This window comes from Variovorax atrisoli 110B, from assembly GCF_000382045.1.
In the GTDB taxonomy this organism is placed as follows: domain Bacteria; phylum Pseudomonadota; class Gammaproteobacteria; order Burkholderiales; family Burkholderiaceae_C; genus Variovorax; species Variovorax atrisoli.
The window spans coordinates 109,000-122,836 of record NZ_KB907451.1 but is presented as its reverse complement, the minus strand read 5'-3'; the positions used below and the strand labels follow the sequence as shown (position 1 = coordinate 122,836).

General features: G+C 70.1%; 13 protein-coding genes. 5 read left to right on the top strand and 8 right to left on the bottom strand.

Annotated features, from left to right (window positions below):
• Window positions 1-5 precede the first annotated feature (5 nt).
• A complete protein-coding gene (locus G369_RS0108595; protein ID WP_019653583.1) occupies window positions 6-920 on the top strand; it encodes an alpha/beta fold hydrolase in 915 nt (304 codons plus the stop codon).
• Window positions 921-940: 20 nt separating this feature from the next.
• Here G369_RS0108595 and G369_RS0108590 read toward each other — a convergent pair whose 3' ends face one another.
• Window positions 941-1,876, bottom strand: a complete 936-nt coding sequence (locus G369_RS0108590; protein ID WP_019653582.1) for a fatty acid desaturase — start codon at window positions 1,874-1,876, stop codon at window positions 941-943.
• A gap of 183 nt (window positions 1,877-2,059) precedes the next feature.
• Here G369_RS0108590 and G369_RS0108585 point away from each other — a divergent pair, with 183 nt between their 5' ends.
• Together G369_RS0108585 and G369_RS0108580 are read left to right on the top strand one after the other, a co-directional pair.
• Window positions 2,060-3,040, top strand: a complete 981-nt coding sequence (locus tag G369_RS0108585; protein ID WP_019653581.1) for a Bug family tripartite tricarboxylate transporter substrate binding protein — start codon at window positions 2,060-2,062, stop codon at window positions 3,038-3,040.
• Between the two features lie 28 nt (window positions 3,041-3,068).
• Window positions 3,069-4,736: a rhodanese-like domain-containing protein gene (locus G369_RS0108580; RefSeq protein ID WP_019653580.1), complete on the top strand. Its 1,668-nt coding sequence runs from the start codon at window positions 3,069-3,071 to the stop codon at window positions 4,734-4,736.
• Here the strand turns inward: G369_RS0108580 and minE are convergent.
• The 5 genes from minE to G369_RS0108555 all read right to left on the bottom strand — a co-directional run bounded on the left by minE (window position 4,693) and on the right by G369_RS0108555 (window position 8,718).
• On the bottom strand, window positions 4,693-4,971 hold the full coding sequence (minE, locus tag G369_RS0108575) for a cell division topological specificity factor MinE (protein ID WP_019653579.1): 279 nt from the start codon (window positions 4,969-4,971) through the stop codon (window positions 4,693-4,695). The genes G369_RS0108580 and minE overlap by 44 nt on opposite strands.
• A 3-nt stretch (window positions 4,972-4,974) precedes the next feature.
• Window positions 4,975-5,790 carry a septum site-determining protein MinD gene (gene minD, locus G369_RS0108570; protein ID WP_020723003.1) on the bottom strand — a complete coding sequence of 272 codons (816 nt, stop codon included), beginning with the start codon at window positions 5,788-5,790 and terminating at the stop codon, window positions 4,975-4,977.
• Window positions 5,791-5,862: 72 nt separating this feature from the next.
• Window positions 5,863-6,621, bottom strand: a complete 759-nt coding sequence (minC, locus tag G369_RS0108565; protein WP_019653577.1) for a septum site-determining protein MinC — start codon at window positions 6,619-6,621, stop codon at window positions 5,863-5,865.
• 228 nt (window positions 6,622-6,849) lie between these two features.
• Window positions 6,850-8,133 (bottom strand): solute carrier family 23 protein, encoded by a 1,284-nt coding sequence (locus G369_RS0108560; RefSeq protein WP_019653576.1) that lies wholly within the window; start codon window positions 8,131-8,133, stop codon window positions 6,850-6,852.
• Between the two features lie 162 nt (window positions 8,134-8,295).
• Entirely contained in the window at window positions 8,296-8,718 is a 423-nt protein-coding gene (locus tag G369_RS0108555; protein WP_019653575.1) for a hotdog fold thioesterase, read from the bottom strand.
• Window positions 8,719-8,815: 97 nt separating this feature from the next.
• On the opposite strand from G369_RS0108555, the gene G369_RS0108550 reads away from it, so the two are divergent.
• On the top strand, window positions 8,816-10,186 hold the full coding sequence (locus G369_RS0108550) for an AsmA family protein (RefSeq protein WP_019653574.1): 1,371 nt from the start codon (window positions 8,816-8,818) through the stop codon (window positions 10,184-10,186).
• An 18-nt stretch (window positions 10,187-10,204) separates the two neighbouring features.
• Here the strand turns inward: G369_RS0108550 and G369_RS0108545 are convergent, their stop codons facing one another.
• Entirely contained in the window at window positions 10,205-10,990 is a 786-nt protein-coding gene (locus tag G369_RS0108545) for a crotonase/enoyl-CoA hydratase family protein (protein ID WP_019653573.1), read from the bottom strand.
• Window positions 10,991-11,068: 78 nt separating this feature from the next.
• Between G369_RS0108545 and G369_RS0108540 the strand changes: the two genes are divergently transcribed.
• Window positions 11,069-11,875, top strand: coding sequence for a PaaX family transcriptional regulator (locus G369_RS0108540; RefSeq protein ID WP_038114244.1), 807 nt, complete (start codon window positions 11,069-11,071; stop codon window positions 11,873-11,875).
• Window positions 11,876-11,888: 13 nt separating this feature from the next.
• Here G369_RS0108540 and G369_RS0108535 read toward each other — a convergent pair whose 3' ends face one another.
• Window positions 11,889-13,700, bottom strand: coding sequence for a feruloyl-CoA synthase (locus G369_RS0108535; protein WP_019653571.1), 1,812 nt, complete (start codon window positions 13,698-13,700; stop codon window positions 11,889-11,891).
• Between the last annotated feature and the right edge of the window lie 137 nt (window positions 13,701-13,837).

Genomic DNA, 13,837 nt, shown 5'->3' with positions numbered 1-13,837 from the left:
TGCCCATGACCAGCACTTCTTCCTCCGCCGGCCACGCCGCGCAGTCGAACTACTACCGGCCCAGTCGCACGATGCGCGCACTGCGCTTCGGGCTCACAGCCTCGCAGCGCCTGTGGCCCGCGCTGGCGGTGCGAGCCGCCTACCGCGTCTTCGGCACGCCGCTGCCGCCCAAGTGGCTCTATCGCGGCCAGGGCCCCGGTGCCGAGTGGTGGCGCGAGAACTGGGCCTTCGAGGACGCGGGCGTGGGCATCTACCACCTCGCCGCGCAGGACTCGGGTGCCGAATCGGCGCCTGTGGTGCTGCTGGTGCACGGCTGGGGCGGGCATGCGGGCCAGATGCTGCCGCTTGCGCAGGCGGTGGCGGCCGCGGGTCTGCGGCCGGTGCTGCTCGAACTGCCGGCGCATGGCCGCAGCGCCGGGGTGATGAGCAACTCGCCGCAGTTCGCACGCGCCATCGCGTATGTCGCGGCGCGGCTCGCGGCGGACGGCCATGCGCTGCGCGCCGCTGTCGCACACTCGCTGGGTGCCAACGGGCTTGCGCTGGCCGCTGCGCGCGGTCTGCCGGCCGAACGCATCGTGCTGCTCGCGCCGCCGGCTTCGCCGCGCGACTACACGCGCTATTTCGCGCACACCTTCGGCCTCAGCGAAGCCACGCGGCTGGCGATGCAGCGGCTGTTCGAATCGCGCGAGGGCGTGCTGATGCAGCAGCTCGAGCCGGCGGCGGTGGGGCCGCGCATCGCGCAGCCGACGCTGATCGTGCATGACCGCGACGACCGCGTGAACCGCTTCGCAGACGCGGAGGCCTACCGCGACGCGATCGCCGGAGCACGCCTCGTCGCTACGCAGGGCTGGGGGCATCGCCGCATCCTCAAGGAAGCCGAGGTGCTGGAGCAGGTGGCGCGCTTCGTGACGGCGGACTGACGCCGTCCGCGATCAAGTCTCTACCAGTTGGGATGGACCGGGGTGAACACCGGCTTGAACAGGTGCCGGCGCACGATCTCCCCATAGCCCCGGTAGTAGAAGTTGCCGTTCGCCTCCAGCACCGCCGCGCGGTGCCTGCGGAAGTACACCGGGATCTCGTACCACGGCATGGTCGGCGCACGGTGATGCACGTGGTGCAGGTTGTTGAAGAGGTACAGCAGCCCGAACACGAGGTTCGATTCCACGATGGCCACGCGCTCGTGCGGCGTGTCGGCCCAGCGGTGCTCGGTGAAGGTGCGCAGCGAGCCCAGCATCATCCCGGGATAGACGAAGTACAGAAGGTACTCGCCGAAGCCCATGCCGCAGACCTCGACCACGTAGTACAGCACCGGCACCACGCTCAACGCGTGCCAGAACCACGTCGGCAGCCGCGAGAAGTCGCCCGCGAGCACGCGCCCGGCCTCGAAGCGCACCAGCTTCCACAGCCGCAGGAACGGCCCCAGCACCACGCGGAACGCAATCGTCTGGTTGGCCATGTAGATCCATCGCCACACGGGCCCATAGCTCTGCCATGCCGGCGCGGAGTGGTAGGCGCTCTCGTTGTCGCGCTCCGGATGCGTGAGATGGAAATTGACGTGGTGCGAGCTGTGGCCGCGGTTGTAGAAGGGGTACGGCAGCCAGAGGTTCAGCGGCGGCCACACCAACGCGTGGCGCAGCCACTTCGGCAGGTGGCGCATCGCATGGATGCTCTCGTGCTGCAGCGAGAAATGCAGCTGAGCGAGAAAGCCGCCCACGATGAACAGCGCCCAGCCGGGAAGCAGCGCGTGCCACCACACCAGCGCACCCCATGCGGCGTAGAGCAGGGCGGCCAGCAGAAGCGTGGGTACCTCGAAGTGCCACCACCAGTGGCGGCGCGCAGGTGCGTTGCGGTGGAGGGGCAGGGCAGTCGATGTCATGGCGATGGACCGGACTGCGATGCTAGGTAGCAAGCGGGCGCTTGCATGCGCGCTTTTCGCATAAGCATCGGCGCGAAACTTAGTTCGGCAGGCGCGGGGCGAGGCCTACGCTCCACGGCTTTGCTGCGCGCCCGCAGGGTGCGCCTTCACGGCAGCCGCGTGCCGGCCCTTTCGCTTCGCCCCATGAAGAAACTCCTCACCCGCATCGCCCTGGCGCTGCTCGCCGCGCTGTCCGTCGACGTGCAGATCCAGGCCGCCACGCTGGACGACTATCCGGCCAGGACCATCCGCCTCGTCGTGCCCTATCCGGCCGGCGGCATCGCCGACAAGATCGCCCGCGAGGTCGCCGAGCAGCTCCAGCAGCGGCTCAGGCAGGCGGTGGTGGTCGAGAACCGCAGCGGCGCCGCAGGCAACATCGGCTTCGAGTACGTCGCGCGACAGCCGGCCGACGGCTACACGCTGCTGCTCGCGCCGGCGTCCAACCTCACGGTGCAGCCCGCGCTGTTCAGGCAACTGAGCTACGACCTCTCGCGCGACTTCACGCCCGTGTCGCTGCTCGTGCAGACGCCGCAGGTGCTGCTGGTGAATCCGAAGCTGCCGGTGGCCAGCCCGCGCGAGCTGATCGACTATTCGAAGAAGAACCCCGGCAAGGTCAACTACGGCATCAGCGTGGGCGCGTACTCCCACCTCGCGGGCGAGCTGCTGAAGACGCAGACCGGCGCCGACTTCACCGCCATTCCCTACCAGGGCAGCGCCCCGGCCCTCAACGACCTGCTCGCGGGGCAGACGCAGTTCATCTTCAACGAGGTGGTCACCGCCATCCCCTTCGTGAAGGCCGGCACGCTCAAGCCGCTGGCCGTGGCCTACCGCACGCGCGCACCCTGGCTGCCCGATGTGCCCACCACTGCAGAAGCCGGCCTGCCCGATTTCGAGGTCACCTCGTGGTACGGCGTGGTGGTGCGCAGCGGTACGCCCGCGCCGCTGGTGCAGCGCCTGTCGCGCGAGCTGCGCGACATCGTGCAGACGGCCGAGTTCAGGAAGCGCTACGACGACATCGGCGCCTTCACCGTGGGCAGCTCGCCCGAAGACTTCGCGCGCTTCATCCAGTCGGAGACCGTCAAGTGGACCGCGGTGGTGAAGCAGGCCGGCATTCAGCCCAATTGATGAGCGACGGGCCCCGGAGAATGCGCGCATGAGCACGCCCCCGAAGAACACCGTCGCGCCGGCCGAACTGTGGGCCCTGCTGCTGGCGGAGCCCGCGGCCGAGCTGGCCCTGCTCGACGTGCGCGAGACGCGCTGGTTCGTGCAGCGACACCTGAACCTCGCGCGCAACGCGCCCCTCAGCGGGCTCGAACTGCAGATCGGCGCGCTGGTGCCGCGCCGTTCCACGCCGGTGGTGCTCTACGACGACGATGACGCGCCCGGCGGCGCCGCGCAGGCGGCATCGGCCGTGCTCGCGCGCCTGGGCTACGGCGATGTGCGAACGCTCGACGGCGGCCTGCTGCGCTGGGTGAGCGAGGGCCTGCCCGCCATCGATGGCTACGGCACGCTGGTGAAGGCCTTCGGCGACCGCGCACGGCTTCACTACGGCACGCCGGGCCTGCCCGTGGAGGCGCTGCGCGCCCGCCTGCGTGAGGGCCGCCCGACCACGCTGGTCGATGCGCGGCCGCGCGCGGAGTTCGAATTCCTCTCGCTGTCCGGCGCACGCAACCATCCGGGCACCGAGCTGGCGCTGCGCCGCTTCGAGCCGCCCGAGGCCGGCGGACCGGACCACCTGTGGGCCATCAACTGCTTCAGCCGCACGCGCGGCATCGTCGGCGCGACCACGCTGCGGCTGCTGGGCCGCGCGAGCGAAGCGGTGTTCGTCGAGGACGGCGTCATGGACTGGGGCCTGCACGGCGCGCCCACCGTGCAGAACGCGGCGCCCGACGACGAGCTGCCGCCCGAATCCCCGCAGGTGCTGCGCGGCCTCGCCGACGAGCTGCTCGCGCGCTTCGCGCTGCCCGTGGCCGACGCGGCCCGGCTCGCCGCCTGGCGCGACGATCGCGGGCGCACCCTCTACCTCTTCGACGTGCGGCCCGAACCCGATCCGGCCTTCGCGGGCACCGGCCTGCGCCAGGTGCCGGGCGGCCAGCTGCTGATGCACTTCGAGAACCTCGTGGGCACGCGAGGCGCGCGTATCGTGCTGGTCGACGATCCGGCCCATCGCCTGCGTGCGGCCATCACCGCTTTCTGGCTCACGCAACTGGGCCAGGCCGAGGTCTACGTGTACGACGGCGAGTTCACCCCGCAGCAGGCCCCGCCGGACCCCTCGGCCGCCATCGACGGCGCACCGCCGCCGCTGGATGCCGACGCCCTCGCGCAATTGCACAGCGACGGCGCCGTCACCGTGATCGACGTGGGCCCCAGCCTCGACTACGAGCGCGGCCACCTGCCGGGCGCGCTCTACATGCTGCCGGCCTCGCTCGCGCCGCTGGCTCCGCACGCCGCGGCCGGCCGCAAGCTGGTCTTCACCTCGCCCGACGGCACGGCGGCCGCCCGCGTGGCGCGCGATGCGCAGAGGCGGTGGCCGGATTCGGGTGCGGAGTTCAGCTGGCTCCGGGGCGGAACGCAGGGCTGGAGGGCTTCGGGCAGGCCGCTGACCGCGGCTTGCGCGCCGGCCCAGCTGCTCACCCCCTTCGACGACGACTGGGGCTCGGTGATGCGCGTCTTCGGTCCGCGTCGCGATGCGGCCTGGGCCGACTACCTCGCGTGGGAGCGCGCACTGTCGCAACGGGTCCTGCAGGACCCGTCCGTGCGCTTCAGGTTCTTCGCGCTCAGCGCGCCGGCGTCGGAGCCGGGTCGGGCAGCTCGATCTTGATGTCGAGCACTTCGAGGTTGTCCTGGGTCTCCAGGTTGACCTTGATGTCGTCCGCGTTGATCGACACGTACTTGGAAATCACCGCCACCAGCTCGCGCTGGAGTTCGGGCAGGTAGTCGGGCCGCTTCTTGCCGCTGAGGCTCGAGCGCTCGTGGGCGAGGATGATCTGCAGCCGCTCTTTCGCGACGCTGGCAGTCTTCTTCTTTTCGCCCAGCAGGAACGAGAGGAAGGACATGGGCTACTTGCTCCCGAAGATTCGCTTGAAGAAGCCCGGCTTCTCCGCCTCGACGAAGCGCATCGGCCGTTCCTCGCCGAGGAAGCGGGCCACCACGTCGGTGTAGGCCTGCGCCACGTCGGTCTCCTTGTCGTGGATCGCCGGCACGCCCTGGTTGGAGGCGTGCAGCACGCTCTCCGACTCGGGGATCACGCCGATCAGCTTGATGCGCAGGATGTCCTGGATGTCCTCCAGCGACAGCATCTGGCCGCCCGCCACCCGGTTCGGGTTGTAGCGGGTGATCAGCAGGTGCTCCTTGATCGGCTCCCCGCCTTCCTTGGCGCGCTTGGTCTTGCTGCTGAGCATGCCCAGGATGCGGTCGGAGTCGCGCACCGAGGAGACCTCGGGGTTGGTCACCACCAGCGCCTCGTCGGCGAAGTGCATGGCCATCATCGCGCCGGTCTCGATGCCCGCGGGCGAGTCGCAGACGATGTATTCGAAGTCCATCGCGGCGAGGTCGGCCAGCACCTTCTCGACGCCTTCCTGCGTGAGCGCTTCCTTGTCGCGCGTCTGCGAGGCGGCCAGCACGAACAGGTTGTCGCACTGCTTGTCCTTGATGAGCGCCTGGCTCAGGTTGGCCTCGCCCTGGATGACGTTGATCAGGTCGTACACCACGCGGCGTTCGCAGCCCATGATCAGGTCGAGGTTGCGCAGGCCCACGTCGAAGTCGATCACAGCCGTCTTCTTGCCCGCGAGCGCGAGGCCCGACGCGAAGCTGGCGCTCGTCGTCGTCTTGCCGACGCCGCCCTTGCCCGAAGTCACCACCACAATTTTGGCCATGGCCATTCCTTCTTGTTTCGATTCAGTTGTTGCTTGTCAGGGTCGCCGCATTCCGTGATCGGGTTCGTCCGGTCAGGGAATGGGATCGATCGAGATTTTCTTGCCGTCCAGGCGCACTTGGGCCGGCTTGCCCAGCACCGTGTCGGGCAGCGGCACCTCGTTGGTCCGGTAGATGCCGGCCACGGCCACCAGCTGCGCTTCCATGCAGGTCGAGAAGATCCGCGCCTCGGTGTTGCCGCGCGCCCCGGCGATCGCCTTGCCGCGCAGCGGTGCGTACACGTGCACGTTGCCGTCGGCGATGACCTCGGCGCCGAAGCTCACCACGGCCGTCACCACCACGTCGCCGCCGCGTGCGTACACCTGCTGGCCAGAACGCAGCGGCTTGTCGATCAGCAGCGTGCCGTTGGCCGGCACCGGCACCTCGCGCACGATCTGCGGGGCTTCGGAGGCGGGGGGCTCGGCCGGCGGGGCCGGGGCGCGGGGCGCCGGGGCCGCTGGCATGGCCGCCACCGAGAGGCCGGCCGCGCGCGCGGCGGCGTGCTGGGCGTCGTTGCCGCCGCGCACCGCGATGGGCTGCGTCTGGTGGCGCGCCAGCAGGCCGCGCAGGGCGGCGAAGTCGATGTCGCCGTCGTCCTGCGCCTCCTGCAGCAGCGAGAGGTCGATCACCACCGGCTCCTGCTCGAAGAAGTCGGGCGAATCCGCAAGCTGGGCGTCGAGTGCCTCGGCCAGCACGTCCAGGTCGGACGTCTTGAGGATCACTGCGATCAGCGGCAGCGTGGCGCTCTTGAATTCGAAAACCGCCTTGGTGCGCGCGGCGGAGACATCGGCCATTGGGAAAACGTCGGTGCGAAAAGCGTTGGAGTCTAACGGGCGCGGGCCAAAGGCCGGTGAAGGCCCCCGGCTTCAGGCCCTCCGGAGAACACTTCTTTCATGAGGTTACCAAGCCAACCCCCAGGCTTGGCGGTACTTCGCACCGCTTCGCCAACCCCCTCGCAGGGGGCGATACCGGTGGCCCGGCAAAGCCGGTTCCACGGTATCCCTGGGAGGTTCGCCCTCGGCTCAGTTCTTCGAGCGGCCCAGCAGCGCGTAGAGAATGATGGCCCCGAAGGTCGCGCAGCCGATGCCGCCGAGGGCGAAGTCGCCGAACTTCAGCGTGAAGTCGCCCGTGCCGACGATCAGCGTGATGGCCGCGACGATCAGGTTTCTGTTCTGCGAGAAGTCGACCTTGTTGTCGACCCAGATCTTGGCGCCGGCAATGGCGATCAGGCCGAACACCACGATGCTCACGCCGCCCATCACCGGCAGCGGAATGGCCTGGATCAGCGCGCCGAACTTCGGGCTGAAGCCCAGCACCAGCGCGATGACGGCAGCCACCACGAACACGGCGGTGGAATAGATGCGCGTGGCCGCCATCACGCCGATGTTCTCGGCGTAGGTGGTCACGCCCGTGCCGCCCGCGGCGCCGCTCACCACCGTGGCGATGCCGTCGCCGATGAAGGCGCGGCCCATGTACGGGTCGAGGTTGCGGCCGGTCATGGCCGTCACCGCCTTCAGGTGGCCGAGGTTCTCCGCCACCAGGATGATCGCCACCGGCGCGATCAACAGCATCGCGTTGGCCGTGAACACCGGCGCGGTGAAGGTCGGCAGGCCGAACCAGGCCGCGTTGGCGATGCCGCTCAAGTCCACCGGCTTGCCCATGCCCAGCCCGTTGGTCAGCGCCGCGTAGACCAGCGTGGCCAGGATCAGACCCACCAGGATCAGCAGGCGCTGCAGCATGCCGCGCGTGAACACCGCCACCAGGCCCACGCAGAGGAAGGTCACGGCCTGCATCCAGGCGTCGAAGTTGCCGGCCGCCATGTTCTTGACCGGCACGCTCGCCAGGTTGAGCCCGATCACCGCCACCACCGCGCCGGTGACCACCGGCGGCATGAAGCGCTCGATCCAGCCTGTGCCGACCGCCTGCACGATGGCCCCGATCAGGATGTAGACCACCCCGCAGGCCACGATGCCGCCCAGCGCCACCGCGATGTTGGCGTTGGGGCCCTTGCCCGCATAGCCGCTGGCCGCGATCACCACGCCGATGAAGGCGAAGCTCGAGCCCAGGTAGCTGGGCACCTTGCCGCCGGTGACGAAATAGAAGATCAGCGTGCCGATGCCGCTCATCAGGATCGCGATGTTGGGGTTGAAGCCCATCAGGATCGGCGCCAGCACCGTGGCGCCGAACATCGCGATGACGTGCTGTACGCCCATGGCGCCGGTCTGCAGCCAGGGCAGCCGTTCGTCGGGCGCGATGACCGCGCCGTTGGCCAGCGCGGACGCGGGCCGTTCAGTCCAGTTGAACATTCTTCTATCTCCTCTTGTTGGGGTGTGTTGTGCGCGGGGGCCCGGAACGCTCCGGCTTTTCCCGGGGCGTGATTGTGGGCGATGAAAACCGCACTGAACACCGGCACGCACCCTGTGCCGGAGAAAGAAGGAAAGGGTGCGAGGGCGGCAGAGCCGCCGCGCTCAGCGCGGCTGCAGCACCGCCATCGTGATGCGCGACACGCAGGTCAGCTCGCCAGCCTCGTTGGTCAGATCGATCTGCCAGACCTGCGTGGTGCGGCCCCGGTGCACCGGCCGCGCGGTGCCGATGACCCAGCCGCTGGTGACGGAGCGGATGTGGTTGGCGTTGATGTCCAGGCCCACGGCCCGGTCGCCTTCGGGGGCGGAGTAGTGGGCGCCGCAGGAGCCCAGCGTCTCGGCCAGCACCACCGACACGCCGCCGTGCAGGATGCCGTAGGGCTGGCGGGTGCGCTCGTCCACTGGGCAGCGGGCGCGGATGAAGTCGTCGCCCACCTCCAGGAACTCGATGCCCAGCGCCGACACGACGGTGCCCACGTGGTTGCTCGTCAGGGTCTCGACGGAGACCTCCTTCTTCCAGATACGCATTCGATGCCTCTTTCTTTCTTCCGGCCTGTAACAGTGGCCAAAACTATAGCGATGGCGGCTGACAAACCGAGTCGCCTTTGCGTGCTACCTTGCGCCGATGAAACTCCCCCTGCGCCGCTGGCTCCTCGGCATCGCTGCCGCATTGCTGCTGGGCGCGGGTGCGCTGGTGTGGGTGGTGAGCACGCGCCTGCCCACCGACGACGAGGTGGCCGCGAGGATCGCCGACACCTTCGAGAAGCGCTTCGGCGTGGCCCTGAAGGTGGGCGGCGCCCACTGGGAACTGTTCCCGGTGCCCATGCTGGTGCTGACCGACATCGCCACCGACCAGCCCAAGCCCATCACCCTGCGCCGCGTCAGCGCGCAGCTGCAGCTCACGCCCTTGCTGCGGCGCGTGATCGCCGTGGACGAGATCGAGGTCGACGGCCTGGTGCTTCCGCGCGCCTCGGTACGGGCGTTCAGGGGCAAGGGGCCCAGGCCGCAGGAGGGCGGGGCGGGCGTCATCGCGCTGCCGGCGCCGTGGACGCTCGCGCCCGTTCCCGTGGAACAGGTGCGCTGGCGCGACGTGAGCTGGATCGACCGGCGCGACATCGCGCTGGCCTACGACGGCGACATCCGCTTCGACCCCGGCTGGCGCCCGCGCCAGGCCCGCATCGAGCGCGCCGGCACCCCTTCGCCCGTGCGCCTGCGGCTGGACCGCCAGGCCGGGCAGGACCGCTGGCGCACCCGCATCGACGTGGGCGGCGGCACCTGGAACGGCGTCTCCCGCCTGGAGACGCTGCCCGACGGCAAGCTGCAGCTCTCGGCCGACCTGGAGCCGCGCCAGATCGACATCGAGAGCCTGGTGCAGGCCTTCGGCCGTCGCACCTCGGTGGCCGGCAGGTTCTCGGGCACGACCACGCTCTCGGCGGAGGCCGCAAGCGCCGAGGAACTGGGCGCGCTGGTCCGCAGCCTGCACACCCGCACCACCTTCTCGGTGCAGCCCGCCATGCTCACGAAGCTGGACGTGGCCAAGGCCGTCACCACCGCCGGCATCAGCCGCGGCGGCACCACCAGGCTGGACGAGCTCACCGGCACCCTCGACACCCAGGGCACCGAGGACGGCGTGGTCATGCAGTACAGCAACCTCAAGGCCCGCTCGGGCGTGCTCACGGCCAGCGGCAACCTCAAGGTGTTCAACCGCAGGCTCGACGGCGAGATCGCGGTCGACCTCGTCGACGGCGTGGTCGGCGTGCCGCTGAAGCTGGGCGGCACCATGAGCGACCCCGAGCTCTCGCTGACCGGCGCTGCGCTCACCGGCGCGGCCATCGGCAGCGCGGTGCTGCCGGGTGTCGGCACGGCCATCGGCGCGCGCGTGGGCCAGCAGGTCGAAAAGCTGTTCGGTACCGACAAGCCGAAAGCGAAACCCACAAAGCCCATGAAGCCGACTGAGCCCGCCGCCGGACCGAAGCAGGTCGCGCCGCGGCATTGACGAAGGCGGCACTCCTCTTCAGGACCTGCCGAACTCGCCGTGGCGCCCCGCGCCGCCGGCAAAGCGCGCCGCGCCGGCCTGGCCCTCGGCGAAGACCACCGGCACGCCCAGCGAGCCCTCGCGGCGCAGGGCCTCGGCCAGCGGCATGCCCCACTGCTCGTAGGCGGAGCGGCGATCGGCCAGCATGCATCGCTGCGGGAAGGCAGCGAGTTCGCGTGCCAATTGCTGTGCGGCGGCCAGTGCGCCGCCAGGCGGCGTCACGCGGTTGACCAGGCCCATCGCCAGCGCCTCGGGCGCGCCCACCGCGCGGCCCGTGAGGATCATGTCGAGCGCGCGCCCCATGCCCACGATGCGCGGCAGCCGCACCGTGCCGCCGTCGATCAGCGGCACGCCCCAGCGGCGGCAGAACACGCCGAAGACGGCGTCCTCGTCGGCCACGCGCAGGTCGGCCAGCAGCGCGAGCTCGAGGCCGCCGGCCACCGCGAAGCCGTTCACCGCCGCGATCAGCGGCTTCGACAGCGCCATGCGCGTCGGCCCCATCGGACCACTGCCGCCGCCCTCGGGGTCGAGCTCGTTGCGGCGGGCCGGGTCGCCCACGGCGGAGAGGTCGGCGCCCGCGCAGAAGTGGCCGCCGGCGCCGGTCAGCACCGCGACGCGCAACGCATCTTCGGCCTCGAAGCGGCCGAAGGCCTCCCGAAGTTCGGCCGCCACCAGGCCATCGACCGCATTGCGCTTGTCGGGCCGGTTCAGGGTGATGGTGCAGACGGCGCCATCTGTGTCGTAGCTCACGTACTGCATGGCCATGCGCGCATCCTTCCGGGGCAAAATTACATGTTCGATCGCCCACGATGATCGTAGGAAATATTTCTCTCGCCCGCAAACATGGACAAAGTATGTAATGTGCCGGTCGCCGTACCCAGCGCGCCCGACCTGATCCTCGACCTGCTGGTGGCCGACGGCGGCACGCTGAGCGCCCAGGCGCTGTGCCGCGCGGGCGCACTCATGGGCATCGGCGAATCGACGCTGCGCGTGGGCCTGACCCGGCTCACGGCCGAGGGCAAGATCGCGCGCGGCGAGCGCGGCAGCTACATGCTCGACCGCAAGGGCGCGGCGCTGTCGCGCACCGTCGACGCCTGGCACAGCCGGCAGGCGCAGACCGTGGCATGGAAGGGCGACTGGCTCGCGGTGCACGACGCCGGCGTGCCGCGTGCCGACAAGACCGCGTGGCGCCACCATGCGCTCGCGCTGTCGCTGCGCGGGTTCGCCGCGCTGCACCCGGGCCTGCACGTGCGGCCCGACAACCTCTCGGGCGGTCTCGCGGCCGAGCGCAAGCAGCTGGCGGCGCTCGGCCTGTCTTCCGATGCGCTGGTGTTCCGCATCGCCGACCTCGACGGCGCGGCGCAGGCAGCGGCGCGCAAGCTCTGGAACGTGCGCGCCATGGAGGCCGACTACCGCCGCCTGCAGGCCGGCGTGGAGCGCAGCGGAAAGCGGCTCGCCACCCAGAAGCTGGAGACCGCGACGCGCGAGTCGCTGCTGCTGGGCCGCGCCGTGATCGGCCACCTCATCCGCGATCCGCTGCTGCCGGCCGAGCTCATGTCGCCCAAGCCGCGCGCCGCGCTGCTCGCCGCCACCCGGCGCTACCAGGACAAGGCGCTGTTGCTGTGGCGCAAGTGGCTGGCGCAGCCGTAGCTGCGCGCGGGCTTCAGTTCTTCGGCCGCACCACCTCTACGTCGCCCGGCGAGCGCGCGTGCAGCCGCTCGACCTCCGCCGCGCGCCGCGCGAGCACGGCGCGCTGGTTGATGTAGCCCTTGTCGGTGATCTCGCCTGCGTCGAGGCTCGGCGGCTCCGACAGCACCAGCGCGCAGGCGGGGCACTGCGAAGAGCCCGCGCCCTCGTCGCGCAGCGATCGCATCACGGCGGCGATGCGCTCGCCCAGTGCCTGCGGTGCAAGCGCGGCGCCCTGGGGGCTCGCGAAGACCAGCATGCCGATCTCGTCGCGGTCGTGGCCGGTGAGCACGATGTCCTGCACGTGTGGCGCGAGCATCGACACCAGCTTCACGCGCAGCGTGCCCACCGACACCCAGGTGCCGGTGGAGAGCTTGAAGTCTTCCGCCACGCGCCCGTTGAAGATCACGCCCTGCGCGGGCTGCGAAGGCTCGGCCAGGAAGCCGGCATCGCCGATGCGGTAGTAGCCCTCTTCGTCGAAGGCCTGCGCCGTTTCGCGCGGTGCGTCGCGGTAGCCGGGAAACACGGACACGCCCTTGACGCGCATCTCCAGCTTCTCGCCGTTGGGCACGAACTTCAGCTCCAGGCCCGGCAGCGGTGCGCCGATGCAGCCGGCGCCGTCGAGCTTCCAGTGCGCGGAGGTGATGGCGGGCGATGTCTCTGTCGCGCCCCACGAGGTGGTCAGCCACAGAGGCCGTTCGGGGCGCACGCGCCGGGCCACCGCCTCGAGCCTCTGCCAGGTGGAGGGCGCGAGCGCCGCCGCCGCATAGAAGGCGAGGCGCAGCCGCGAGAACACCTCGGCCGCCAGCGCATCGTCGGCCTCCAGGAACGGCAGCAGCATGTCGAAGCCGCGCGGCACGTTGAACAGCAGCGTGGGCTTCACCTCGCGCAGGTTGCGCACCGTCTTCTCGATCAGCCCGGGCGCGGGCCGGCCCTCGTCGATGTAGAGGGCGCCGCCATGGCACAGCACCATGTGCAAGTTGTGGTTGGCGCCGAAGGTGTGGCTCCAGGGCAGCCAGTCGACCAGCACCGGCTTCTCCTGCGAAAGGAAGCGCCAGGTCTGCGCCATCATCTGCTGATTGGCGCACAGCATGCGGTGCGTGTTGATGACGACCTTGGGCTTGCCGGTGGAGCCGGAGGTCAGCAGGTACTTGGCGTGCGTGTCGGGCAGCACGTTGGCGAAGGCCTGCATGACGGCGGGCGTCTCCTTCGCCGCGAGCAGGCTGTCGAAGGCCAGCGCCCCCGGATGTGCATCGGCGTTGCGGCTGAACACCGTGACCGCCTCGACGCCGCAGCCTGCGAGCGAGTCGCCGTACACCCTGGCGTCGGACGCATAGATCAGCGCGGGCTTCAGCGCCTGCAGCATGCCGTGCAGCCGCGACGGGTCCTTCGCCATGCGCGAGTAGGCGCTGGAGAGCGAGCACGCGGTGCGACCGACGTGCATGGCCGCGAGCATCAGCACCGCGTGGTCGATGGCGTTGTCCGACAGGATCACCACCGGCTGGTCGGGCGGCAGGTCCAGGTCGAGCAGTGCCTGCGCCACAGAGCCCACAGCCTGGCGCAGCGCGCGGTAGTCGAGCCTTCGCCAGCCATCGCCGCTCTCGTCGCGCTCCGCGAACGCCAGCGCATCGGGCGTCTCGCTCGCCCAGCGTTCGATCCATTCGCCGATGCAGCGCGCATACGGCTTCAACGTCATCGGCGAACGCAGTGCGAAGGAGCCGTCGTCGAAGTCGATGCGCACCGTGCGGGGTGGGGCGATCAGGGTTTCGTCGTGGAGGAAGTCGGTCATTTCAGTGTTCCGGGGTTTTCAGGGCGTGTGCGAATGACACGGGGTACTCCCCTCCGCGAATGTCCCCCAGGGCTGCGCCCGTCCTCCTTTATTTCGCTGCGGGGAGCACCCCGTGCCATTCGCACATGAGTGCGGTC

Coding starts and splice junctions, on each gene's coding strand:
- minE (WP_019653579.1), bottom strand. CDS start 4,971: ATGTCCTTCCTCTCGTTCCTGCTGGGCGAAAAGAAGAAGACTGCCAGC.
- G369_RS0108545 (WP_019653573.1), bottom strand. CDS start 10,990: ATGGCCATGCAGTACGTGAGCTACGACACAGATGGCGCCGTCTGCACC.
- G369_RS0108585 (WP_019653581.1), top strand. CDS start 2,060: ATGAAGAAACTCCTCACCCGCATCGCCCTGGCGCTGCTCGCCGCGCTG.
- G369_RS0108560 (WP_019653576.1), bottom strand. CDS start 8,133: ATGTTCAACTGGACTGAACGGCCCGCGTCCGCGCTGGCCAACGGCGCG.
- G369_RS0108555 (WP_019653575.1), bottom strand. CDS start 8,718: ATGCGTATCTGGAAGAAGGAGGTCTCCGTCGAGACCCTGACGAGCAAC.
- G369_RS0108595 (WP_019653583.1), top strand. CDS start 6: ATGACCAGCACTTCTTCCTCCGCCGGCCACGCCGCGCAGTCGAACTAC.
- G369_RS0108535 (WP_019653571.1), bottom strand. CDS start 13,700: ATGACCGACTTCCTCCACGACGAAACCCTGATCGCCCCACCCCGCACG.
- G369_RS0108550 (WP_019653574.1), top strand. CDS start 8,816: ATGAAACTCCCCCTGCGCCGCTGGCTCCTCGGCATCGCTGCCGCATTG.
- G369_RS0108580 (WP_019653580.1), top strand. CDS start 3,069: ATGAGCACGCCCCCGAAGAACACCGTCGCGCCGGCCGAACTGTGGGCC.
- minD (WP_020723003.1), bottom strand. CDS start 5,790: ATGGCCAAAATTGTGGTGGTGACTTCGGGCAAGGGCGGCGTCGGCAAG.
- G369_RS0108590 (WP_019653582.1), bottom strand. CDS start 1,876: ATGACATCGACTGCCCTGCCCCTCCACCGCAACGCACCTGCGCGCCGC.
- G369_RS0108540 (WP_038114244.1), top strand. CDS start 11,069: ATGGACAAAGTATGTAATGTGCCGGTCGCCGTACCCAGCGCGCCCGAC.
- minC (WP_019653577.1), bottom strand. CDS start 6,621: ATGGCCGATGTCTCCGCCGCGCGCACCAAGGCGGTTTTCGAATTCAAG.